The organism is Thalassotalea sp. 1_MG-2023, assembly GCF_030546745.1.
GTDB lineage: Bacteria > Pseudomonadota > Gammaproteobacteria > Enterobacterales > Alteromonadaceae > Thalassotalea_C.
The window spans coordinates 74248-97625 of sequence record NZ_JAUOPD010000007.1; the positions used below are offsets into that span (position 1 = coordinate 74248).

The window sequence follows — 23378 nt, forward strand, 5'->3', positions numbered from 1 at the left end:
GGGGATTTTTTATCTTTTTTTATTTCGTTGGGTCACAATTCAAACTAAGTAACATTAACTCTCGTAGCGCGACTGAGAATTTCGCAAACTCGTGAGTTTGTCCGATTCTAAAGTCATCAAGTATATGTTGCCAACGAGATAATGGCTGCTCATATGCATCGAACCAAGAGTCTAGCAACGTTTCAACATCTTCACATTGTTCATCCGTGCGTAAAATAACACCTGTTAATGCGCGTTGCTGCCAGTCTAGTTCTTCTCTAAATGAAGCTCGAGCTAGTGCTTGCCAATGATTTGAAACCGGCTGTTTATTGATTTGATCTAAGAACCAATGTAAATCTAAGCGCGCACCTAATTTGAAGTATAAGTGAGAAATTAAGCTAATTGGTCTACCATCTTGTTCAATTAAATCAGCTAAATCCATGGCAGAGAATAAAGTGCTTAATTGCGATATTCTTCTAGCAACATTTTTAGGTGCTCCAGCATTGACCAAGTCATTTTCAACACGTTTTAACATCTCAACTTCATCTTCAATTAAGAAGTCATTTAAGTTTTCTGACATGACATCAAACGTAGAGCGGAAAAACTCAATCGTTTGAGCAATATCCATAGACTTATTACGGTGACGTAAAAACCATCTGGTTGCACGACGTACAGTTCTTCTTAACTGAAAAAGCATTTCAGTTTGTACCATGGTAGAGATCTTATTATCTAAATTACCAATTTGTTCCCAATAAGAAGAAAGCTCAAACACTTCACTTGCCATCGTGTAACAATTTGCAATTTCAGCAACAGATGCACCCGTTTCATCACTCATACGGTGTACAAAGTTAAAGCCCATGTCGTTACCGATATTATTCGCTAAATTAGTCGCAATTATTTCAGCACGTAATGGATGCTCTTGCATTTGTTCACGATATTTATCTTGTAAATCATCAGGAAATGCTTCAATTAATAAGCGATCATGATATGGGTTTTCAGTGATCTCCGGGCAAACAAGATCTTCTTTTAACACCATTTTACTATAGGCAAGTAAAACGGATAGTTCAGGCCTTGTTAGTCCTTTACCTTGTGCTAAACGATCAGCAATTTCTTCGTCATTTGGGATAAACTCTAATGCGCGGTTTAATTTGCCTGTACGTTCCAGTGCATTAATAAAACGAGATTGTTCTTTAAGTTGTGTAGAACCTCTCATTTCAGTAATCGAGATTGAATGTGTTTGACGGTAACAATCTTTAATAACGAGATCAGATACATCATCGGTCATATCAAAAAGCAATTGATTACGTTGCTTTAAGGTTAAATCACCGTTTTGCACTAATCCGTTTAATAAGATTTTAATGTTAACTTCGTTATCCGAGCAATCAACACCACCAACATTATCGACAGAGTCAGTGTTAATACGCCCGCCATTGGCAGCATATTCAATACGACCAAGTTGTGTTAGACCAAGGTTACCACCTTCACCGACCACTTTAGCGCGAAGTTCATTACCATCGACACGTAAGCCATCATTGGCGCGATCACCTACTTCAATGTGAGATTCTTTACTTCCTTTAACATAGGTACCAATGCCGCCATTCCATAATAAATCTACCTTCATTTTTAAAATGGTTTGGATCAACTCAATAGGCGACATACTTTGCTTTTGAGTACCCAGCATTTTTTTAATTTGTGGTGTTAGTTTTATTGATTTTGAAGAGCGATTGAAAATACCGCCCCCCTCAGAAATAAGCTTTTTGTTATAGTCTTCCCAAGTACAGCCGGGTAAATTAAATAACCTTTCCCGCTCTTTATAAGAACTTGCCGCATCAGGAGATGGATCTATAAAGATATGCATATGGTTAAAGGCTGCTTGTAATCGAATATGCTTAGAAAGCAACATACCATTACCAAAAACATCACCAGCCATATCTCCTACACCGATAACGGTGAAATCTGTCGTTTGACAGTCAATATCCATTTCACGGAAATGACGTTTAACAGATTCCCACGCGCCTCTCGCAGTAATGCCCATGCCCTTATGATCGTAACCAACACTGCCGCCTGAAGCGAAGGCATCTCCCATCCAGAAGTTATATTCTTCTGAAATACCGTTAGCAATGTCAGAAAATGTTGCTGTGCCTTTATCAGCGGCAACAACTAAATACGGGTCATCTTCGTCATGACGTACGACATTTGACGGAGGAATAACTTCCCCTTGAATAATATTATCGGTAATGTCTAATAAGCCGCGAATAAAGGTGCGGTAACATTCTTTGCCCGCTTCAAATATTTCGTTTCGATCACCTGTAGGGAGTTGTTTACAAACAAAACCACCTTTTGCCCCCACGGGAACTATAACGGTATTTTTAACTTGCTGTGCTTTCACTAAGCCCAACACTTCGGTGCGGAAATCTTCACGTCTGTCTGACCAACGTAAGCCACCACGCGCTACTTTACCACCTCGTAAATGAACACCTTCTACTTGTGGAGAATATACGAATATTTCAAACGCAGGTACCGGTTGCGGTATATCTGAAATAACACTTGGTGTTATTTTAAATGAAATGTAAGGTTTTTCTTCACCATCAGCATCGGGTTGGAAATAGTTGGTTCGAATAGTCGCATTGATCATTTCAACAAAACGGCGAATGATACGGTCATCATCTAAATTAGCAACGTTATCAAGTGATGATTCAATTTCTTCTAGTAACTTAGCAATTGTTTTTGGGTTTTGTTTACCTTTAGGCTCAAAACGTAACTCAAAAAGTTTAAGTAGTAACTCGGCAATATTCGGGTAACGCGCAAAGGTGTCTTCAATGTAGTTTTGGCTAAATGTACCGCCAATTTGACGTTCATATTTTGCATAGGCACGTAAAATAGAGACTTCACGGCCGGCTAATTGTGCACCAAGAATTAAACGGTTAAAGCCGTCATCTTCAAGTTTACCTGTCCACACTTTTGAAAATGCATCTTGGAACAAGGTTTGTACTTTTTCTAAACTAAAAGCACCATCACCTGTTAATAGCATTGAAAAGTCTAATATCCAGCACATTTCACCATCAGCGGCACGTACAGCATATGGGCTTTCACCGATCACGCGTAAACCAAAGTTTTCCAACATTGGAAGCACATCAGATAAGTGCAATGGCTCACCTGTGTGAAATAGTTTTAGTTTAACAAAGTTGCTGTCTGCTTTTTCTTCCTGAGGTTGATAAAAAAGCATTTCTAGTTTGTCGTTGCCTGAAACCGCTTCTAGTTTTTCAATATCAACAATTGCTGAGCCTGGCAATACTTCATCTTTATATGCCTGCGGAAAACTGACATATTTGCGGCTTAATGCTTTACCTTTTTCTTCACCTTTGTGAGAATTTAACGCATCAGCTAGTTTATCATCCCAGCTACGCGCTGCTTGATTCAAATTATTTTCAAGTTCTTTCACGTTGATATCTGCTTTTGTTGAATTGACTCGCACAGTGTAATGTGTTCTTGCCTGAGGTGACTCAGAGAAAAACGTCGTAAACTCTACTTCTTCATCACTATCAAATGCTTTTTGAAGAAGTTTTTGAGTTTGCACACGCAATGCTGTGTTGTAACGTTCTCTGCGTACGTAAACCATACAAGAGTAGAAACGATCAAAGGCATCTCTGCGAATAAATAAACCAGAATAATCACGTTCTTGCATTTGAAAAATGCCTAAGACATTTTTCAATAATTCTTCTGGGCGCGATTGTAATATTTCATCACGCGGGTAGGTTTCTAAAATATTAATCAAGGTTTTATAAGCATGTGTATCTTTGGCATAACCAGAATCTTCACACACTGCTTGTACTTTAGATTTTATTAACGGTAACTCTAACGCGCTATTGGTATAGTATGCAGAGCCAAATAAACCAAGAAAACGCTCTTCACCTATTACTTTACCTTTTGCATCAAAGCGTTTGATACCGATGTAATCAAGCAACGCTGGACGATGTACTCGTGAGCGAGAATTTGTTTTAGTTAAAATAAGTAAATTATCACCTAACGCGATTTCACGAGCAGATTCACTTAACTTTGAAAGTAAGCGTTCTTTAGTGCCTTTTGAGTTTTTCATTAGGCCGAGACTAGTTTCATCATCGGCAGATAACGCCATGTCTCCTTTCAATGATTTAACATCATAAGAACGATAACCTAACAGGGTAAAGTTGTTATTTAAAATCCACTTTAGAAACGCCAAACTTTCAGATTTTTCTTCATCTGAACAAGGTAATTTAGCTTTTTCAGTACGCTGAATAACCTCTTTAAGTTTAGTTGTCATGGGTTGCCAATCAGCAACGGTTATTACGATATCGTCGACAACTGAGCGTAATTCTTCTGCGATACTATCAAGATCTTGTTGTTCACTTTGTCTATCGATTTCGATAAAGAAAACGGTTTCTGTTGAAGTGGCTTTAAAACGCTTATTCGAAGAAGAGCTTAGCTTAGAAATATTCCCGCTTTTATCCCTCACTAACTTGATTGGATTGTTAATCATTAAGTGTGGCGATAACCCTAAACGGGTAAGAGCAATACGAACAGAGTCAACCAAAAAAGGCATGTCACTGACAATGATTTCAATAATGGTATGGCTTGATTTCCAACCATTTTTCGACACTTGAGGATTAAACACCTTGATAACAGGTTTTTTATCCTGATGTCCATTCAGAGAGTTCCAAAGACTTAATGTTGCGCCGTACATATCGCTATCGTTTCGATGCGCTAAATCTTTATGAGAAATATTGTTATATAACAGTTCAGCAAACTGCTCAACTAAAGGAGCGGTGTCTGCAGGAACTTTTTGCTGTATTAACTGTGCTACGTTCGAAAGTATCACTGAGGGTAAACCATCTACTAACGCCATGCCGTTTTCCTTTTGGATAAAACGTGTGAAATAATTTGTATAATTTTATATTTATGTCTATGAGCATAGACTATTTGATGAATTTTATTAATAAATTTAAGCGATTGCGAGAGATATTTTTTAATATTTACTCAGAGATCATAGGTAAGCGTAAAGCTTTATATGCAGCGATAGTTGTTTATTCACTTGTTATAAATAGAAAATGGCCTTTCGGCCATTTTCTCGTTTATTTATGCAGTTTAATTTATATAAAAAATTTAGTTTTTTTACCTTTTATCTCGCCATAAGAAACTCGCTATCGCGGGTAAAATAGTAATTGCGGCAAGCATGTTCACTAAAAACATGAAAGTAAGTAATATTCCCATGTCCATTTGGAATTTAAGATCTGAGAAAAACCATGTTGAAACACCAATAGCTAAGGTCACGCCGGTGAACAGTACCGCACTCCCTCTTTCTTGAAGCGCATTTAAATAAGCTTGATTTACCGTCATACCTTCTCGTAAACGAACGCTCATTGTTGACAAAATATAAATGCCGTAATCAACACCAATCCCCACACCTAATGCAATAACAGGTAATGTTGATACCGTTAAGCCAATATCTAGGACCGTCATTAACCATTGTGCGAGCGTAGAAACAATAAATAAAGGTAAAACAACAGAGATAGTTGCTCGAATACTTCTAAAACTAATTAAACAAAGTAAAATTACCGCACCGTAGACGTACATCATCATTGGCATTTGTGCCGCTTCTACGGCTTCATTAGTGGCAGCCATAACCCCTATTGGCCCAGAAGCAAGTTTAAATGTAAGTAAATCATTATTAAGTTCATCAATCGCTAATTTAGCTTGATCGACTACACGAGTAATTGTTTCAGCCTTATGATCTTCTAAAAATAAAATTATCGGCATCACAGAACATTCATTATTTAATAAACCGGTAGAGCTTGGAATATTAGAAAGCGCTTGGGCTATCGCGTAACGGTTCGGTGAAATAATACGCCATTTTAAGTTACCTTCGTAATAGCCGGCGTTAATTACCTTAAGTACTGATGCTAAACTTACAGCTGATTGCACACCATTAACGTTTTCCATACGCCATTGTAGGGCATCCATGGTTTTTAGCACTTCGCTATTGGTACAAGCACTCTCGGTCGTTTCAACTAAAATCGACATGTAATCGACACTAATGGCATAACGATCAGTAATTAAGAACGTATCTTGATTATAACGAGACTCTTCATGTAACGCTGGCGCGCCTGCATGTAATTCGCCAATTTTCAGTTGCTGTGAAAAATAAAGCCCTAATGAAAAAAGGATAGCACTGATAATAAGAATAATAGTAGCAGGACCACGTTGACTAAAACTTGCTAACCATTGCCAATGATTGTTACTACTTTGATGTTCATCTTTATCTTTTACGTTATGTTTACTGACATCAAGGTATGAAATAACAATGGGCAGCAACAACAAATTAGTAAAAATAATTACAGCAACACCTAACGATGCAGTGATTGCAAGTTCTCGAATAATACCAATATCAATCGATAATAAAGTGATAAAACCAACGGTATCAGAAAGTAATGCAGCTACCCCTGGTATCACCAATGATTTGAAACTGAACTGAGCAGCAGCTTTAGTCGTAAACCCTTGTGCAACGCGTTTTCCAACCGCATTGATCATCTGCACCCCGTGACTCACACCAATGGCAAATACCAAAAATGGCACAAGTATAGACATTGGGTCTAACCCAAAACCTAAGGTTGACAGCAGCCCCATTTGCCAAACAACAGCGACAATTGAGCACGCAATGGGTAACAGTGTTAACGATAGCGATCGTGAGAAAATAAACACCATAATAGCCGTGATAACAATTGCTACCGCAAAAAAGGTCACCACACCTTTCGCACCGTCGGCAACATCGCCTACCATTTTGGTAAAGCCGATTATATGTACGGTTATATTATTCTTTTCAAAAGGTTTTCTCACTTCATTTTCGAGCTTATTAGCTAACGCAATCGAATCAAGTTTCTCTCCTGTTTCAGGATGATTTTCCATCAGTGTTGCTTTAACCATTGCACAACTGTAGTCGTCAGCAATAATCCGGCCTACGATGCCTGCTTTTTCTATGTTGCCTTTAACAATAGCCAAGCCCTCAGCTGTTGGCTGAAAATCAGCAGGCACAACGGGGCCACCAGCAAAACCATCTTCTACAACTTCAACAAAACGGGTGCTTGGAGAAAATAAAGATTGAACTTGGGTACGATTAACACCTGGAATGAAAAATAATTGATCATGAACGCCCTTAAGGGCTGTGAAGAACTCTTGGTTAAAAATATCACCGTCTTTGTGGCACACAGAAATTAAGACGTTGTTTGCGCCACCAAAGTTTTCTCTATGCTTGAGATAGGTTTGCATGTACTCATGATTTAACGGGATATTTTTAGTAAAAGCAGCATCTAGCTTAATTTGAGAGGCTTGAACAATAAGAAACGCCGTGATCATCGCAAAAAGCGCTAATACTACACCACGTTTTCTAAATATAACGACTTCAATGCGATTGATAAGCGAATCTACATTCATATTATTTAGATACCTGTATTAATTTAATCCCAACTTCAGAAGCTACGATTAACTCATTATTAAACATAATTCCTGCTAGCATTGCTTTACCATCTATTTGAGCATTATTCGTAAAGCTTACGCCATCGTCTTGGCTTTCAAGTAAAACGCCGTTATTACCTAAAATATATATGGTATTTTCTTCAGCAAGCACTATGTCATTAAGTAAAGCTGTTTCACCTGACTTGGTATATTGCCACGGTGCGCCATTTTGTTGTGTTCTAAAAATATTCCCTCGCAAGCCAACAGATAATAAATTACCTTGCTGTGTGCGGATTATATCGTAAAAAGAACCTTGATAAATTTTCTCTAATCTTTGCCATGTACTACCGAAATCATTACTCTTGGCCATCAAACCTAATTCACCCACCAAATAGGTAGTACGACCATCTATATAAATACGATTAAAATGAGGGAGGATATTTGCGCGTTCATCCAAATACGCTTGTTCATCTTCTTGTTTTAACTCTTCTAGGTATTCTTTATCTTCATCTGATAACAAAGAGGTATGATATTCACGTTGCCATGACTTACCGGCGTTAGTCGTGCGATAAAATAGACCATATGAACCGATAGCAACGCCTTCTTGATCATTTTTGAATACTACATCCATTAACGGCTTTTGCTGATTGGGTAAATATTGTTGAATTTGCCAGCTTTTACCACCATCTGCAGTATGTAAAATAACGCTGTCATGGCCTACTGCCCAACCTACAGATTGATTAACCATTACAACAGCTGTTAACGTTGACTGTACAGGTGATGGTACTTGTTGCATGTTATCAAAAGAGTTACCACGAATAATATGACCTCGGTCACCTACCGCAACAAAAAATTCATTATCAACAGCGGTGATGTCTAACAACATTTTGTCAACAGCCATTGATGACATAATAGCCGGTTTGGGTGATTGCTCACCATGAGCTACCCCAGCTAAAAACACTAAAACCGCCACCAAAATTCTTATCATGAAAAACCTTTAACCCTTGTTACAAAAAAGGCTGGCATTAAGCCAGCCATTTATTTCTAGATGTTTTACTTATCTATTTTCAATGCGTAAAGCTCTTGATCTAAACTTCGACTTTCTAAGTTTAGCTGAAAAGTCATACATTTTATGTTCATTGTCTAATCCAATGGCAATATAACGCTTAGATTGTAAATCATGGAACACATCTAATGTTGACCAATGCGTTGGAACTTCATAATAGTTAATACCATGTGCCATACCTACACGATACATTTCATCACGATCATCATAGATATCAGTTACGGCAATTTGCCAGCTATCTTCGTCAATAAAGAATACTCGTTTTTTATAAATATGACGGGTATTTTCTTTTAAGTTAGCTTCAACTACCCATACACGATGCTTTTCATAACGAACATATTCTGGGTTAATATGACCTGCTTGAACAATTTGTTCGTAAGTTAATTTGTCACTATGTAAACGATAATCGTTGTAAGGGATCAAGAGTTCTTGCTTGCCTTTAAGCGTCCAGGTGTAACGGTTTGGTGCGCCGTTAAACATGTCAAAGTCATCAGTTGTTCTTAAACCATCTGACGCCGTACCTGGGGCATCATAAGCTACCGTAGGTGCTTTTTGCTCGCGACCAATCCCTTTATTGTATATCCATGCTTGACGCTCGGTTTTAATCTGGTCCATGGTTTCGTGTACAAGTAAAGCTGTGCCTACTCGTGAATCTGGCTCAGTTACTTTTTGCTTAAACATGAAAAGGATATTGCTTTCTTCTAACTTTTCAGGAGAAGCACCCTTGACACCATAAGGGATCATAAGCTGCTCATCAAAGCCGATGTAGGTGTAATCACCTGAAGATGTTGGCATTACCTGCCCACCTTCACGTGTTAACGCTTCACCGCGATAGCGCAAAATATGATTCCAAATAGCTTCTAAACCATTTGCAGGTATTGGAAATGGTATGCCAACAGCTGCTTGGGTAATCCCATTACCTTGTTGGATCAACTCACTTCGTGCAGCATTTTTTAACGTTTCATCGTATACATGTTGTGGGTATGAAGCAGTACGTCGAGTTTGATACACGTTCATTTTAAATGTACTAGGATAGGTTTCAAATAATTTAATTTGACCTGGTGTTAACACATCTTTGTATTTTTCTACATTTTCAGCGGTAACCGTATAAAGCACTTTATCTTGCGGAAATGGATCTAAATGATGCATGCCTGGCTCATACCCTGAAGGTGGCGAAGTAATACCACCTTTCCACGCTGGAATGCTTCCATCAGCATTAGCACCTCGAACCGCACCAAAAGGTGTCAATTCATTTGATAATTTTTTTACTTGTTGTTCATCAACTTTAGCTTGCGCTCCAGTGGCAAATGCAAAGCTAACAGCAAGAGATAATAAGGTTATCTTTTTCATCTAATTTTGCCCTTATAAAGAATATTTAACATTGAAAGAAACGTAGTCTCTATCTTCCATCTTATTTGTGGTTCCTACACCGCCCCAAAAGCCATTGTAAGAAATATTTGCAGACCAACGACTTTGGTAATCAAAGGTAATGCCTGCACTGATTGATTTTCTATCTTCCACAAACAAAAACAATGGATCAGGTGTTATGCCACTAACATCATGCGAAAACACAATTCTAGGTGACATATTAACACCAGCAAAAACATTGTTATAATCAAGCTTCGTTACAATTCGGTAACCCCATGCAAAATCATCAGGGAATGGATTAGTTTCAATACCATCTTGTAAAGCAACTTCTAAGCCTTCTTTACCTTCAATACCACCATTGCGTGCTGTACCTGGGCCATTTAAACGAAGTTCATCTTCACTAGGCATATCATGAATATGAATACCACCCACTTCTAATAGCGAAGTAAACTGATCAGCGCCTAACGTAGGCCCCCAAAATTTTGACAACACTAGTTGCGCTTGTGTGGTATCAGTAAGAATAAAACCGTTAGCCTTTTGACCAGGTTCAAATACTGGCATTTGCGAAACACCGTCAAGCTCAGGTCGGTAACTAATTGAATCAGGGTGAGCGAGTTGCTGTGGCATCGCAGCAAAAAGTAATTCAACATCGTCTATTTGTAATGGTTCATCTTGACGATGAGACATTTCACCTGCAATGGCAAAACCAGAATAAGAGGTGTTGAAACTTAAACCATAAAGCTTAATATCTTCAGGATAATCTAACTGTACTTTTGAAAATGCGTGTAAGTCAGCATAATTATCTTCGGTAATCGTAGTTTGACTTAATGTTGCAAGATCTTGCATCACCGCTTCCGTAGTGAAATTAGCTGTGATACCACTAAATACTGGGCGTCTACTATGATAATTGATATGGTATAAACTTAATTCAGTATCACCAAATTCAGGTAAAAACCAAGACAAACGAAGACCATATTGGCCGCCATCTTCAGGGGCATTAACACCTTTTTCGCCTGGGCCTTTTAAGGTAATTTTTGTTGGATAAGCAAGGTAACCAGCGCTTGCTGCTGCAATTAATGCCGGATCACCAGAATTAAGCATACCGCCGATTTCATTTAAACCTGCAATAACATAATCTAGATCCATATCTGGGTTACCAGTAAAGCCTAGTTGTACATTATTATAATGACCACCGTCACCGGCAAAATCATTGGTAGAGAAGTAAGTGCCTGGCGCAGGTAAAATGGTTTCTTCCCATGCATATTGGTAGAACATTTCAACACTAAAGTCTTCTGTAACGCCTAATGAGCCCCAAACTGCCCCAAACGGAATAAATGCTTCGGTCAGTTCTGCACCCGGAGCCTTCACACGCGAGATATCAATCGGGTTAATTTCACTAATACCGTGTGAAATAAGAAGACCTTCACCCCAACCGATCGTTTGCTGACCAATACGTAATGAAAAAGGCATTTCACCGATGTCATAATTACCAAAGAAATAAGCGTGTAATAAGCGTACATCTTGACACACTTGCTCTTTTGCCTTGCTATCACGGCAAGGGTCGTTGCTAGCACCCGATACAGGGCTAGTCCACGGGCGATCGCCATCTGACATTTCGAAATCGTAGAAGTACATACCGCGAAGAAAAACACCCCAGTTGTCTTTCTTTATCTCTAACTCGTGGGTCCCTTTGAATAACTGAGAAAACATCTCACCTGCATCATAATTCAAATTACCTAAGTCGCCATTATTTGAATAACTACCTTGGCCTTGCCAGATGGTATTTGAACTTGGATTCGGATTTAAAATAGGATGGTAATTAGAAAAGTCTAAACCATTTTTTAAATTGTTTGAGATACCTACATTATCACGCCAGTTACGATCTTCAACACGCCAACTTGCACCTACAGAAAATTTAGAGGTAAATCGAATGTCAAAATCCCCTAATTCAAAATTAGCTGCAGACGATTGGAAAGCAGCAGTCGATAAAATCGCTGCAGTTATTCCAACCGCAAGCGGTTTTTTATAAAATCGTTTTAATGGGTTACGTTTCATATTTTTCTCCCCAGACTCGAAACGGCATTTTTATTGTTTTTATATCAATTCTTTATGCTTTGAGTGTTGACGTAAATCTATTAAAGGTCAACATTCTACAAGTGATTGCGAAAATTCACTTTATCAACAGTGTAGTATAAAACAATAATTGCATCATTTTATCACTGAGGCAAGTGTAAAAGTTACGAATAACCGCCTTAATTTTAAAGACTTGTATACATCTCAATCACATTTACTTTCACATGTTTAAAACAAGCGTTTAAAACAGAAGCCTAACAACTAAACTTTTTGTTACAACCATCTACTTTTACAAGCCTACTGTAATTATGCATCGTATTCTTCAAACATCCGATGGTCAGACCACCGTTTAAAGCAAAAACTCTATTTAGTGATCTTTTTTAACGAAACAAACTTATTATTTTCTGTTTGTAAGCAAAAATGACCTTCAATTCCGGAAGTCGTTAAATAAGACCTCAAGTGCATAGCGGGAAACTGTACACGCTTCCCGAGTGTTGAACTGACAATAATATCTTTCACTTTACCTTGGTAATAAGGTAAATATTCATATGAAGAAAGATTGATATAAAAGTAGTACGTTTGCATTATAGTTGCACTGAATCTAATTTCTCTTGTAAATCTCGTGATAAATTTTCGATTGAGGCAATATCCTTTAATGCTTCTCGCATCATAGCTCTATGCTTATCGTTAAAACGCTTGTATTGAATTAATGGGGTTAGTAGTCTCGACGCAATTTGTGGGTTGATTTCATTCAACGCTTTGATTTGTTTTGCCAAAAATTGGTACCCTTTCCCTTCGGTATGATAAAAATATTTTGGATTATTGTGACTAAAAGCACTAATAAGCGACCTAGCTCTATTCGGGTTGCTCATTGAGAAGAGTGGATGCTGCTCCATGACTGTTAACACGTCGAAGATATCCTCCCTATTTGCGCTCGCCTGTAAACTAAACCATTTATCCATAACCAATGTAGTATCTTGCCACTTATCGTGAAAATCTCGCATTAATAAATCAAAAGTGGGCGTGGCATGCTTTCCTGCCGCTGATAGGCTCGCTAAAGTATCTGTCATGTTATCAGACTGTTGATATTGTTCAGTTAACAGTGGTTGATGAACATCAAGCTTGGTTAAGTAATATAAACATATATTTTTAAGTGAACGTTTCGCAGTTGCAGTACCTTGGTTTTCATAAGGTTGTCCGGTGAAATTTTGATACTGTTCTAATAATGTTTCTTGCAAACTCTGTGCTAAGTGAGCTTCTACTTGCTCAATTGCGACAATAACTTTTTGTGGATCTATTTGCTCTAAATATGCAGTAATCACATCAAACGCTGGTAAGGTTAATGAAGCTGCTTTTAAGGCAGGATCTAACGTTGATGCAAGTAATTGCTGATACGTTGAAATTATACTACTAGGTAGTTCATAGGCTGGATCTTCTATTAAACGGGTAATGTATCTTATCAACAACGTTTGTCCAGCGTCCCAACGATTAAAGTCATCAACGGCATTCCCCATAATGATCATTAACTCATCATCAGATTGTTCAAACTCAACTTTGACTGGTGCAGAAAAATTAGATAAAAATCCAACCACAGGTTTGTTCTGATAGCCGTCAAAATGCCAGATACCTTCTTCTTCAGTCAACTCTAAGAGGTGTGACTGACTTCCTTTTTCGGTTAATAACTCAATGCGAATGGGAATGTGCAAATGATGCTTTGTTTGCTGTGTACTGGTGGGTTGATTGACTTGTTTTACTGTTAACGATAATTGGCCAGTATGTTGGTTAAATGATTCAGTAACTTGTAATACCGGTGTGCCCGACTGACTATACCAATATTTAAATTGAGTTAAATCTACTCCCGATGCGTCTGCCATTGCATCAACAAAATCATCACAAGTCACTGCCATACCATCAAAGCGACTAAAGTATAAGTCCATGCCATTTCGAAAATGTTCCTCTCCTAATAAGGTGTGTATCATTCTGATCACCTCAGCACCTTTTTCGTATACTGTCATGGTATAAAAGTTGTTCATTTCTACAACCTTTTCCGGTCGTATTGGATGTGCCATCGGGCTTTCGTCTTCTGGGAACTGCAACGCTCGAAGATGACTTACATTGTCAATTCGTGTGACTGAAGCAGAATTCATATCCGCACTAAATTGCTGATCACGAAATACAGTTAAGCCTTCTTTTAAACTCAATTGAAACCAATCACGGCAGGTAACACGGTTGCCTGTCCAGTTATGAAAATATTCATGAGCAATTACCGCTTCAATATTAAAGTAGTCAGTGTCAGTCGCACTTTGATGATCAGCTAAAACAAACTTACTATTAAAGATATTTAATCCTTTGTTTTCCATCGCTCCCATATTGAAAAAGTCTACCGCGACGATCATATAAATATCTAAGTCATATTCAAGACCAAAGGTTTGTTCATCCCAGCGCATAGAATGCTTTAAGGAGCTCATTGCATGGCTTGCTTTGTTGGCATTGCCTTTATCAACAAAAATTTCAAGTGCCACTTCTTTACCTGAATTTGTGGTATAGCTATCAGCAACAAGATCAAAGTTACCAGCAACAAGGGCGAATAAGTAACATGGTTTAGGAAAAGGGTCATGCCATACCACAAAGTGTTTACTGCCCTTCTCTCCTTGTTCAACTTTATTACCATTGGATAATAAATAAGGGTATTTTATTTTTTCTGCAATCACTGTAGTGGTAAAGGTAGACATAACATCTGGGCGATCTAAATAATAGGTGATCCGTCTAAATCCTTCAGCTTCACATTGTGTACAAAATGCATCACCAGACTTATACAACCCTTCTAAAGCCGTATTATTTGCAGGATCAATCTGTGTATCAATAGATAATACAAATTCCGTTAATTGTGGGTTAATGGAAATACGTAAACCAGATTCAGTGATTTGATAGTCTTTAGCAGCTACAGGTTGCTGATTAATGTTGATTGTTTTAAGGGTAAGATGCTCACCATCTAGCATTAAATAGGTTGCATCTTGGTCAATACGTTTAATATGCATCACATTAGACACAAGAGTTTGATGATCATCTAACTCAAACGTAAGATCAGTTTGGGTTATGGTAAAACTACTGGGGCGATAATCTGCGAGAATACGCGCTTGAGCGGAAGCCATAGAAATTCCTTTATTTGCTGTAAATGAAAAAGCCTGTTAATTCAGTAAAATTAACAGGCTCCTCTTTGTAGCTGCTAATTATTATTCATCGGTTATTTTCTTAATTTTAAATTCAAAATAACCATATGCAATAGCAATACAAGGATTAATTAAGTTAAAGAAGCAATACATGATAAATTCATAATTGGTCAATGCTAGTGTCGCAAACATAAAAGCACCGCAAGTATTCCATGGAATTAACGGTGATGTAATTGTGCCAGAATCTTCTAATGTACGGCTTAGCACTAAAGGCGATAGTCCCCTGCGCTGGTATTCTTCTTTATACATTCTACCTGGCATTACAATCGCGATGTATTGATCTGATGTGATCAGGTTAGTACCAATACAGGTTGCTACTGTACTGGCAATTAAACTACCGGTTGATTTTACCGCAGATAAAATAGACTCAACAAATTTGCGCAACATTCCTAAATGCTCAAGAACAGCACCAAAACTTAGGGCGCAGATGACAAGCCATATTGTATTAAGCATACTTGACATTCCACCACGACTAAGTAGCTGATCCACTTCATCGTTACCGGTGTTTAATACAATGCCATCGAAAAACGCAGTCCAAATAACCGTAATATTTGCCGTGCTTACCGAGATATCATTACCAGCAATTGCTTGAATTAGTTCTTGTTGAAACACTAAAGCCCAAATACCACCAATTAAAGCACCAATACCGACAGCAGGAAAAGCAGGTAATTTTTTATAAGCTAAAGCCAATAGCACAAATAACGGAATTAAATTAAGGGGAGAAATATTATAAGTTGATTGCAACGTTTCAGTTAATAATTGAATATTTTCAGCTGTGCCTGCTTCTACCGATGAATGATTGAAACCGATTATTAAGAATAAAATAAGTGCGATAGAAATTGAAGGAATAGTCGTCCATAACATATATTTAATATGTGCAAATAACTCACTTCCTGCCACTGCTGGTGCTAAATTCGTTGTTTCAGAAAGCGGTGATAATTTATCACCAAAGTATGCTCCAGAAATCACTGCACCAGCGGTAACTGCAGTCGACATTTCAAAACCACCCGCAATGCCAATAAAAGCAACACCTACAGTAGCTGCTGTTGTCCATGAACTACCAATGCTCATGGCGACAATACCACAGACAATACAGGCGGCGGCATAAAACCAGCTAGGATCAATAATTTGTAAGCCATAATAAATTAATGTCGGTACGGTACCCGACAATAACCAAGTACCAATGAGAGCACCAACGGCAAGTAAAATTAATACTGCACCTAGGGAAACAGATATCCCTTTAACGATTGCTTCTTCCATTGATTTCCAAGTATGGCCATTGCGTAAACCAATGATAATCGCGACTCCCATACTGATCATCAAAGCAATTTGGTTTGGTCCATAAGAAGAGTTATCTGAAAAATATGTTACCGCAGCAGAAAGTAATATAACGAGTACTACGATTGGAATAAATGAATCAAGCATTGAGGGTGCTTTAGGTGGATTTTGATTTGTCATAAAATGTCTTTTTAATACTTAATTATAGTTATAAGTTAGCAAGCATAACATGCCGTGCCTTAAGACATTGTGCAAGTCATTTGTGGTGAAAAGCAGTGAGAATACGATATTTTTTTTACTGTTGTTCAATTGTTGTACATTGAGCGTGTTACATATAAGAAAGCCGCCTAAATGGCGGCTTTCTTATACTCAGTCTTTACTGTTATTTTTTGCCACCTTTCCCAGTGAGACAAAATCAAAAGTGATGCGAGCGGTTTCCTCTAACAATGGGTCTAACTCTTCGAGTTCTTCAGGTAAATCATCTAAGTTTTCTACTTTTTCAAGACCTAATGCTACTAAGCGTTCATTAGTTCGCGCCAATTGTTCCGCTTTTCTTTCATCACGCTTTGCTTTTCGCTTGGCTAAATTCAACGAAACAGTTTTATCGTCTTTTTCGGCTTGGTATCGTGCAATGTCTTCTAACAGATAATTGAACTCTCGATTAGATTTCACGCGTTCTTGATACAAAGACGTTAAGTATTCAACATCAGTTGACACATCCGTTAAGGATTTGAAATTAGCCTTAGGTACCATATCCCACGGTAATGCATTTTCCTCTTTACTTTCGCCCCAGTCTTCTGGGTCAATCGCTGTTGGAAAAGCAATGTCAGGCACAACGCCTTTATGTTGCGTACTACCGCCATTGATTCGATAAAACTTAGCAATTGTGTACTGGATACTGCCATAAGGATTTTCATTGATATCATAAATTCTAGCAATGGGTCTGTGCTGCTGAACAGTCCCTTTACCGAAGGTTTGCTCACCAATAATAACCCCACGACCATAATCTTGAATCGCGGCAGAAAAAATCTCTGATGCCGATGCACTATACCTGTCAACCATAACGGTTAATGGCCCATCATAGTAAGTAACACCATCTTTATCACTATTAATAGAAATACGATTTGCACCATCTCGAATTTGCACTACCGGACCACGATCAATAAATAAGCCCGTTAATAAAGTAGACTCAGTTAATGAACCACCACCATTGCCACGTAAATCAATAATAATGCCTTCTACATTTTCGGCATTAAGTTTATCAATTTCTTTTTTAACGTGAGCTGAAAGACCATTGTAAAAACTAGGGATATCTATAACACCTAATTTTTTACTGTTTTCATCTCCTGGCTTTTCAAATATTACTTCCGATTTAGCAGCGCGATCTTCTAAGACGATTTTATCACGAACAATAGAAACAATTTTAATGCTCGATTCATCAACAGCCTGTCCTGGCAGTACTTGCAGGCGAACTTTAGTGCCTTTAGGGCCTTTAATTAAATCGACGACATCATCTAGGCGCCAGCCAATAACATCTTCAAACTTTTCATCACCCTGTGAAACACCAACTATACGGTCTTTCGGTTTTAATTGATTCGATTTATCAGCCGGACCACCGCTAACAACACTCTGAATAACGGTATAATCTTCTTCCGCTCGAAGTACAGCGCCTATCCCTTCTAAAGACAAGTTCATTTCCATTTGAAAACGTTCTGCATTTCTCGGAGATAAATACGACGTGTGGGGTTCAACTACACGCGCAAAGCTGTTCATCACTAATTGGAAAACATCTTCGCTTTCGCTTTGTTTTAAACGTTTGATAGCGTAGTTATAACGCTTAGTTAAAATTTCTTTAACTTTATCCCACTCTTTACCCGTTAGTGTTAAATTTAGGGCATCATACTTTACTTTTTGACGCCATAATTCGTTAAGTTCACTTTCAGACGTCGGCCATTCGGCGTCTTCACGGTCAAAGGTATAGCTTTCATCTTTAGTAAAATCAAAAGGCGTTTCCAACAGGCCTAACGCAAATTGGTAACGTTCAAGTCTACGTTGTAAGTTCACATTAAAGATATGATACGGAATATCTAATTTGCCACGAGCAACAACCGTATCAAAATCATCTTTATGTTGTTCAAATTCAGTGATATCGCTTGCAAGAAAAACATTACGACCATAATCAAGTTGTTTTAAATAACGATCGAAAATTTGCTCTGACAAATCATCGTTAATTTTTACTGGTTTATAATGTGAACGCGAAAACTTAGCAGCAATTCTTTTACTGGAGACAGCATGCTGACTCTCTGGCGCTAAAATGGGCAGAGAAGTCTCTTGGTCATTAGAGAATGCGAAAAGATTAACGCTTGAAAACGTTAATGATATGGCAAGTGCGGTACGACAAATTTTTAGCATGCTTGCTACTCCAAATTATTCAATGTATATGTTCTTAACCTGTGTTTTGACAACCATTCCTGAACTTAGTTGCACGGAAATGTCATTACCTGATATTTCAGTAATTACTGCGTCCATTGGAGCATTGCCCAATTGAACTTTAACGGCTTTGCCAACGTTTACTGCGCTAGCATCAACAGGTTTAAGTTTAGCCGCTGGTTTAGATTGCGCACGCTTAGATGAACTAACAGCTTTAAATTTTGCTTTATCTTTAGCATTTGATTTTGCGTGAGAACCCTTATTTTCAGGCGTTTTACCTTTATAAGGCTTTTTCTTTTGACTGTCTTTAGGATTTTTGTTACCAAATTTTTCTTGGCTTTCTTTTAATGATTTTGCTGCATGATCAGCTTGTTCTTGATCAATCTCAGCAACCTCGTTTCCGTCAATATCAATGCGTTGAGCACCAACTTTAATCGCCTTTAAATAGCGCCAACTACTTGTATAATGTCTTAAGGCTTGTCTTAACCGTGTTTTACTCACGATTTCATCACCTTCAAGACGTGCAGCTAGCTCTTGAAATATACCAATTTTTAAAGGTTTTGCTGGGCCTTCAACCGAAAAGCATGCAGGAAATTTTTCCGCTAAATGCGCGATAATTTCTTTCGCACTTGTACGTTTGTTTTCTTTTTCCGCCGGCTGTTCTGTCACCGCTTCAGTTTCTGTTTTCGTTTCCATAATAACTACTTAATTAATAAATTTATTCGTCGTTTAAATACTGTTCACGATTCATTAGTAAATGTTGACACCAATCACTGATGTCATCAAGTGTTAACTCTGCTAATGCCTCTTGCCCAATCCAATGCTGCCAAACTAGCTCTAAAAGCTCACTTAACTCTGCGGGATCTATATCTTCTTCAGCGTAATCATATAACGTATGATAAAGCTGATTTATGTTTTCTGTTACTTGCTCTTCATTGCCGTCCCAGTCACCAACGACCTCTTCAGAAACAAGGTAATCATGTATTACAACAAGCTCTTTCATATTGCTTGTTGCTCTAAATGCAATGTTTGTTCAAACACGTTCACTAAGCTTTCCAACCCGCGTTGATCTTCTGCATCGAATCTATCATTAATTGGGCTATCAATATCTAGCACCGCAATAACTTTTTCTTGATGATAAACAGGAATAACAATTTCTGAGTTACTTGCTGCATCACAAGCAATGTGACCACTAAATTGATGTACATCTGCAATTCGTTGTGTTTTTCCTTCACTTGCAGCAGTTCCGCAAACACCTTTACCAAGAGGAATTCTTATACATGCTACCTTCCCTTGGAAAGGGCCGAGTACTAATTCATCTTCAATTGAACGATAAAAACCTACCCAATTAATATCAGGTAGGAACTCAAATAATAGTGCACTGATATTAGCCATATTAGCTACCATATCATGTTCAGTGCTTATTAACGCTGAAACTTGTAGTTTCAGTTGTTGATAAAGTTCGTCTTTGGACATTCTAACACGTCAGCCTTTAAAATTGGCATAACATACCTTGATAAAGGCTGAAATTAAAGCTTTATGTGCGAGCCAGCCCAAATAAAGCTCATTTCTACAAAATTATTTGAAATGTAATCGCAACTTGTGCAGAAATCGAACGATCTGTAGCTTGAGAACTAAAACCGGCTTTAGATTCCATCGCTGCCATACGATAAACGGAAGGTGCGTGATAACCCGTTTCTTTGATTGAAATCACTTTTCCTACCGATACACCAAGTTGCTTAGCAATATTACCTGCTTTATCTTTCGCGTTATCAATAGCGTGTAATAATGCACGTTGATAAAGTGCATCTGGATCACTAAATCCTAACTGTATTGGAGAAATATTACTGACACCTATTTTTACCAAGTGTTCTAAAACACTGTCGTATTGTTCAAGCGAATTTAATTTCACCGAAATAGTACGAGCAACATCAAAAAGTCTTATTTTCTGCACTTTTTGTTCTTGTTTATGCAATGGAAGCTTCACTTTATTGTTATTGTTGACGCGGTGTTCTAATTCAGCGTTTTCTATCATTACTTCTGGTTTTTCATAAATTGGATACATACGTAGCATTGAGGAATCAATGTGAGATTCTGACACCCCTTGTTTGATAAACATGTTGACGACCTGTTCGCTTTTTTTATCAACGATTTGCTTTACTTTACTTGCGGCGAGGCCGCGTTCTTTAATACTAATGGTTAAGGAAAATTGATCTGGCTGTGCTTTCACCTCTGCTTTGCCTATAACGTCAATGCCTTCATCTGCGCTTACAGCACTAGACAGAACTATACTTATAATTACACACGTTTTTCTCAATAATTTCATATTACTTTCCTTTCTTTGATTCTAGATTAACGTTGTCTAAAAACTCGACCTTTTGCTCAGTAGATGCCTTGTGCCACCAATAATGAAGCATGTTAAGCGGCATCTTATCGGTAAATTGATGAATGGAATCTGAATAGTTTCTTTCTGTAACTGTTTGAGGTAGCTTTTCATGTTGCTGATTTATCAGCCGGGCAGATTTATTTTCTTTTGTTAAATCAAATTGATTGCTTTGTCGCGATGTGTAATCTTTAACATCGTATAATGTGTGATTGATGTTTCGCTGTGTTCGATCAACTAATAATATGTTCGGCTTTTTTGCATAGGCTCGTACCTGTGCTTCAGAATTAAACTCGGGTACTAGCAACGTTAACTCTTTTGCTGTTTTAAGCGTGAAAATAACCACGAATGGCTCAGAGTAAATAGTGCTGTGGTCGTCGTTTTCAACATCTTCAACCAATTCTTTAAACTGTAAATGCAATTCATTTAGACCAATTTTAATGGCATGTGAAGTACTACGGTCAAAAAAGTTTGCAGTGAATTGCGTATCGTTAACTTGCAAAACCTTAATATTAGCTGGTATTTTGACTTCACTTGCAATGGCATGTACCGACACAAGGTACAAAAAAGTCAAATTAGCAATGAAACTCTTAACCATGATCAACTCCTTTGAATAAAACCAACCCTATCAAATAACCTAAGGTAAAAAACAAGCCTTAAGTCAGTACAAGAAAACAATACTTACTCTATCAATGTTGTTATCTAGTTTACAGAAATCAAAGCCAATAACTGTAATCAAAAGTAACGACAGTTATTGGTTAAGGTTTTCATCCTCAATTACACAAAATGGTATTAACTAAAGCGCTGACAAATCATTCAGACGTGATTCCGTTAAAAACTATCTGCAGGTATTCGTACCCAACCTTCCATTAACACGCGCGCACTCCTACTCATAGTCACTTTTTCAACTAACCACTTACCGTTTGTATATCGTGCACTTGCACCTACTTTTAACGTACCCGACGGGTGGCCAAAATTAACACTTTCTCGTTCACCACCACCTGCGGCTATATTCACAACGGTGCCGGGAATTGCTGCAGCTGTACCAATAGCAACAGCCGCTGTCCCCATCATCGCATGATGTAACTTACCCATTGATAATGCACGCACATTTAAATCGATGTCATCGGCTTCGATCTGTTTTCCACTAGATGCTTGGTAACTTAATGGTTTGCCAACAAAAGCAACTTTAGGGGTGTGTTGTCTAGTTTTCGCCTCTGCAACCGTATTGATCAACCCCATTTTTATCGCGCCATAAGCTCGTATTGTTTCGAAATAGCTAAGGGTTACCTCATTTCCGTTGATATCATCTTGTAGTTCTGTACCAAGATAACCAATATCTTCAGCATGAAGGAAGATTGTTGGAATACCAGCGTTAATCATAGTCGCTTTAAATGTGCCTATACCTGGCACTTCTAAATCATCAATAATATTACCAGTAGGAAACATTGCATCATTAGGATCAACCGGAGAAAGGAATTCTACTGGTACTTCAGCAGCAGGAAAAGTAACGCCATCTAAGGCAAATTCTCCCGTTTCTTGTACCTGTCCATTAACAATAGGTACTTTAGAAATAATGGTTTTTTCGATGTTCTTTTGCCAAATTCTCACGGTACAAAAGCCATTCTCAGGAATATTACGTTGATCTACTAACCCTGAAGATATAGCAAACGCCCCAACGGCAGCCGTTAAATTACCACAATTTCCGGACCAATCAACAAACGGCTTATCAATCGAAACTTGACCGAATAAATAATCAACATCGTGATCTTTTTGTGTCGATTTTGCTAGTAGCACAGCTTTACTCGTACTTGATGTTGCACCACCCATTCCATCTGTATGTTTACCATACGGATCTGGACTTCCTATCACACGCAGTAATAGCTTATCTCGCGCACTACCTGCTTTTTGACATGCTTTTGGAAGATCGGACATATTAAAAAATACACCTTTAGATGTTCCACCGCGCATATAAGTTGCTGGTATTTTAATTTGTGCTGCAAAAGGCATATTAATTTCCTTAACTAAAACGTTATGACCTTACATCAATTTAATTCTATAGTCGTAAGGTGATTAATAGATAAAA

The 23378-nt window shown here is 38.0% G+C and carries 15 protein-coding genes; all 15 read right to left on the minus strand.

Translation table 11 applies throughout. From position 1 onward, the window contains the following. Positions 1-19: 19 nt before the first annotated feature. The 15 genes from Q4489_RS07755 to prpF all read right to left on the minus strand — a co-directional run bounded on the left by Q4489_RS07755 (position 20) and on the right by prpF (position 23302). Positions 20-4861, minus strand: coding sequence for an NAD-glutamate dehydrogenase (locus tag Q4489_RS07755; RefSeq protein WP_303478703.1), 4842 nt, complete (start codon positions 4859-4861; stop codon positions 20-22). Between the two features lie 266 nt (positions 4862-5127). Next, positions 5128-7443, minus strand: coding sequence for an RND family transporter (locus Q4489_RS07760; RefSeq protein WP_303478705.1), 2316 nt, complete (start codon positions 7441-7443; stop codon positions 5128-5130). Between the two features lies 1 nt (position 7444). Then, entirely contained in the window at positions 7445-8452 is a 1008-nt protein-coding gene (locus Q4489_RS07765; protein ID WP_303478708.1) for a YCF48-related protein, read from the minus strand. Positions 8453-8521: 69 nt separating this feature from the next. After that, a complete protein-coding gene (locus Q4489_RS07770) occupies positions 8522-9880 on the minus strand; it encodes a DUF1329 domain-containing protein (protein WP_303478710.1) in 1359 nt (452 codons plus the stop codon). A gap of 12 nt (positions 9881-9892) precedes the next feature. Then, complete coding sequence (locus Q4489_RS07775) at positions 9893-11953, minus strand: DUF1302 domain-containing protein (RefSeq protein WP_303478712.1); 2061 nt, start codon at positions 11951-11953, stop codon at positions 9893-9895. 381 nt (positions 11954-12334) lie between these two features. Then, positions 12335-12556, minus strand: coding sequence for a DUF2835 domain-containing protein (locus Q4489_RS07780; protein ID WP_303478715.1), 222 nt, complete (start codon positions 12554-12556; stop codon positions 12335-12337). Further along, complete coding sequence (gene pepN / locus Q4489_RS07785; RefSeq protein ID WP_303478716.1) at positions 12556-15123, minus strand: aminopeptidase N; 2568 nt, start codon at positions 15121-15123, stop codon at positions 12556-12558. Before pepN ends, Q4489_RS07780 begins: the two co-directional genes overlap by 1 nt. Before the next feature lie 81 nt (positions 15124-15204). After that, positions 15205-16659: a Na+/H+ antiporter NhaC gene (gene nhaC, locus Q4489_RS07790; RefSeq protein ID WP_303478720.1), complete on the minus strand. Its 1455-nt coding sequence runs from the start codon at positions 16657-16659 to the stop codon at positions 15205-15207. A 189-nt stretch (positions 16660-16848) separates the two neighbouring features. After that, complete coding sequence (gene prc / locus Q4489_RS07795; RefSeq protein WP_303478725.1) at positions 16849-18891, minus strand: carboxy terminal-processing peptidase; 2043 nt, start codon at positions 18889-18891, stop codon at positions 16849-16851. 15 nt (positions 18892-18906) lie between these two features. Continuing rightward, on the minus strand, positions 18907-19605 hold the full coding sequence (proQ, locus tag Q4489_RS07800) for an RNA chaperone ProQ (protein WP_303478728.1): 699 nt from the start codon (positions 19603-19605) through the stop codon (positions 18907-18909). Positions 19606-19627: 22 nt separating this feature from the next. Beyond that, a complete protein-coding gene (locus tag Q4489_RS07805; protein ID WP_303478730.1) occupies positions 19628-19912 on the minus strand; it encodes a hypothetical protein in 285 nt (94 codons plus the stop codon). After that, on the minus strand, positions 19909-20385 hold the full coding sequence (locus Q4489_RS07810; protein ID WP_303478733.1) for a GAF domain-containing protein: 477 nt from the start codon (positions 20383-20385) through the stop codon (positions 19909-19911). Before Q4489_RS07810 ends, Q4489_RS07805 begins: the two co-directional genes overlap by 4 nt. A 94-nt stretch (positions 20386-20479) precedes the next feature. Beyond that, positions 20480-21235, minus strand: a complete 756-nt coding sequence (locus tag Q4489_RS07815; protein WP_303478736.1) for an SIMPL domain-containing protein — start codon at positions 21233-21235, stop codon at positions 20480-20482. A gap of 1 nt (position 21236) precedes the next feature. Beyond that, positions 21237-21890, minus strand: coding sequence for a DUF2057 family protein (locus Q4489_RS07820; protein ID WP_303478739.1), 654 nt, complete (start codon positions 21888-21890; stop codon positions 21237-21239). 233 nt (positions 21891-22123) lie between these two features. Beyond that, the gene (gene prpF, locus Q4489_RS07825; RefSeq protein WP_303478741.1) at positions 22124-23302 is read right to left on the minus strand and encodes a 2-methylaconitate cis-trans isomerase PrpF; all 1179 of its coding nucleotides are present in this window, start codon (positions 23300-23302) and stop codon (positions 22124-22126) included. Positions 23303-23378 lie beyond the last annotated feature (76 nt).

What these genes read in the sequence shown, in the direction of transcription:
- Q4489_RS07755 (WP_303478703.1), bottom strand. Translation starts at nt 4,861, where the DNA reads ATGGCGTTAGTAGATGGTTTACCCTCAGTGATACTTTCGAACGTAGCA.
- Q4489_RS07760 (WP_303478705.1), bottom strand. Translation starts at nt 7,443, where the DNA reads ATGAATGTAGATTCGCTTATCAATCGCATTGAAGTCGTTATATTTAGA.
- Q4489_RS07765 (WP_303478708.1), bottom strand. Translation starts at nt 8,452, where the DNA reads ATGATAAGAATTTTGGTGGCGGTTTTAGTGTTTTTAGCTGGGGTAGCT.
- Q4489_RS07770 (WP_303478710.1), bottom strand. Translation starts at nt 9,880, where the DNA reads ATGAAAAAGATAACCTTATTATCTCTTGCTGTTAGCTTTGCATTTGCC.
- Q4489_RS07775 (WP_303478712.1), bottom strand. Translation starts at nt 11,953, where the DNA reads ATGAAACGTAACCCATTAAAACGATTTTATAAAAAACCGCTTGCGGTT.
- Q4489_RS07780 (WP_303478715.1), bottom strand. Translation starts at nt 12,556, where the DNA reads ATGCAAACGTACTACTTTTATATCAATCTTTCTTCATATGAATATTTA.
- pepN (WP_303478716.1), bottom strand. Translation starts at nt 15,123, where the DNA reads ATGGCTTCCGCTCAAGCGCGTATTCTCGCAGATTATCGCCCCAGTAGT.
- nhaC (WP_303478720.1), bottom strand. Translation starts at nt 16,659, where the DNA reads ATGACAAATCAAAATCCACCTAAAGCACCCTCAATGCTTGATTCATTT.
- prc (WP_303478725.1), bottom strand. Translation starts at nt 18,891, where the DNA reads ATGCTAAAAATTTGTCGTACCGCACTTGCCATATCATTAACGTTTTCA.
- proQ (WP_303478728.1), bottom strand. Translation starts at nt 19,605, where the DNA reads ATGGAAACGAAAACAGAAACTGAAGCGGTGACAGAACAGCCGGCGGAA.
- Q4489_RS07805 (WP_303478730.1), bottom strand. Translation starts at nt 19,912, where the DNA reads ATGAAAGAGCTTGTTGTAATACATGATTACCTTGTTTCTGAAGAGGTC.
- Q4489_RS07810 (WP_303478733.1), bottom strand. Translation starts at nt 20,385, where the DNA reads ATGTCCAAAGACGAACTTTATCAACAACTGAAACTACAAGTTTCAGCG.
- Q4489_RS07815 (WP_303478736.1), bottom strand. Translation starts at nt 21,235, where the DNA reads ATGAAATTATTGAGAAAAACGTGTGTAATTATAAGTATAGTTCTGTCT.
- Q4489_RS07820 (WP_303478739.1), bottom strand. Translation starts at nt 21,890, where the DNA reads ATGGTTAAGAGTTTCATTGCTAATTTGACTTTTTTGTACCTTGTGTCG.
- prpF (WP_303478741.1), bottom strand. Translation starts at nt 23,302, where the DNA reads ATGCCTTTTGCAGCACAAATTAAAATACCAGCAACTTATATGCGCGGT.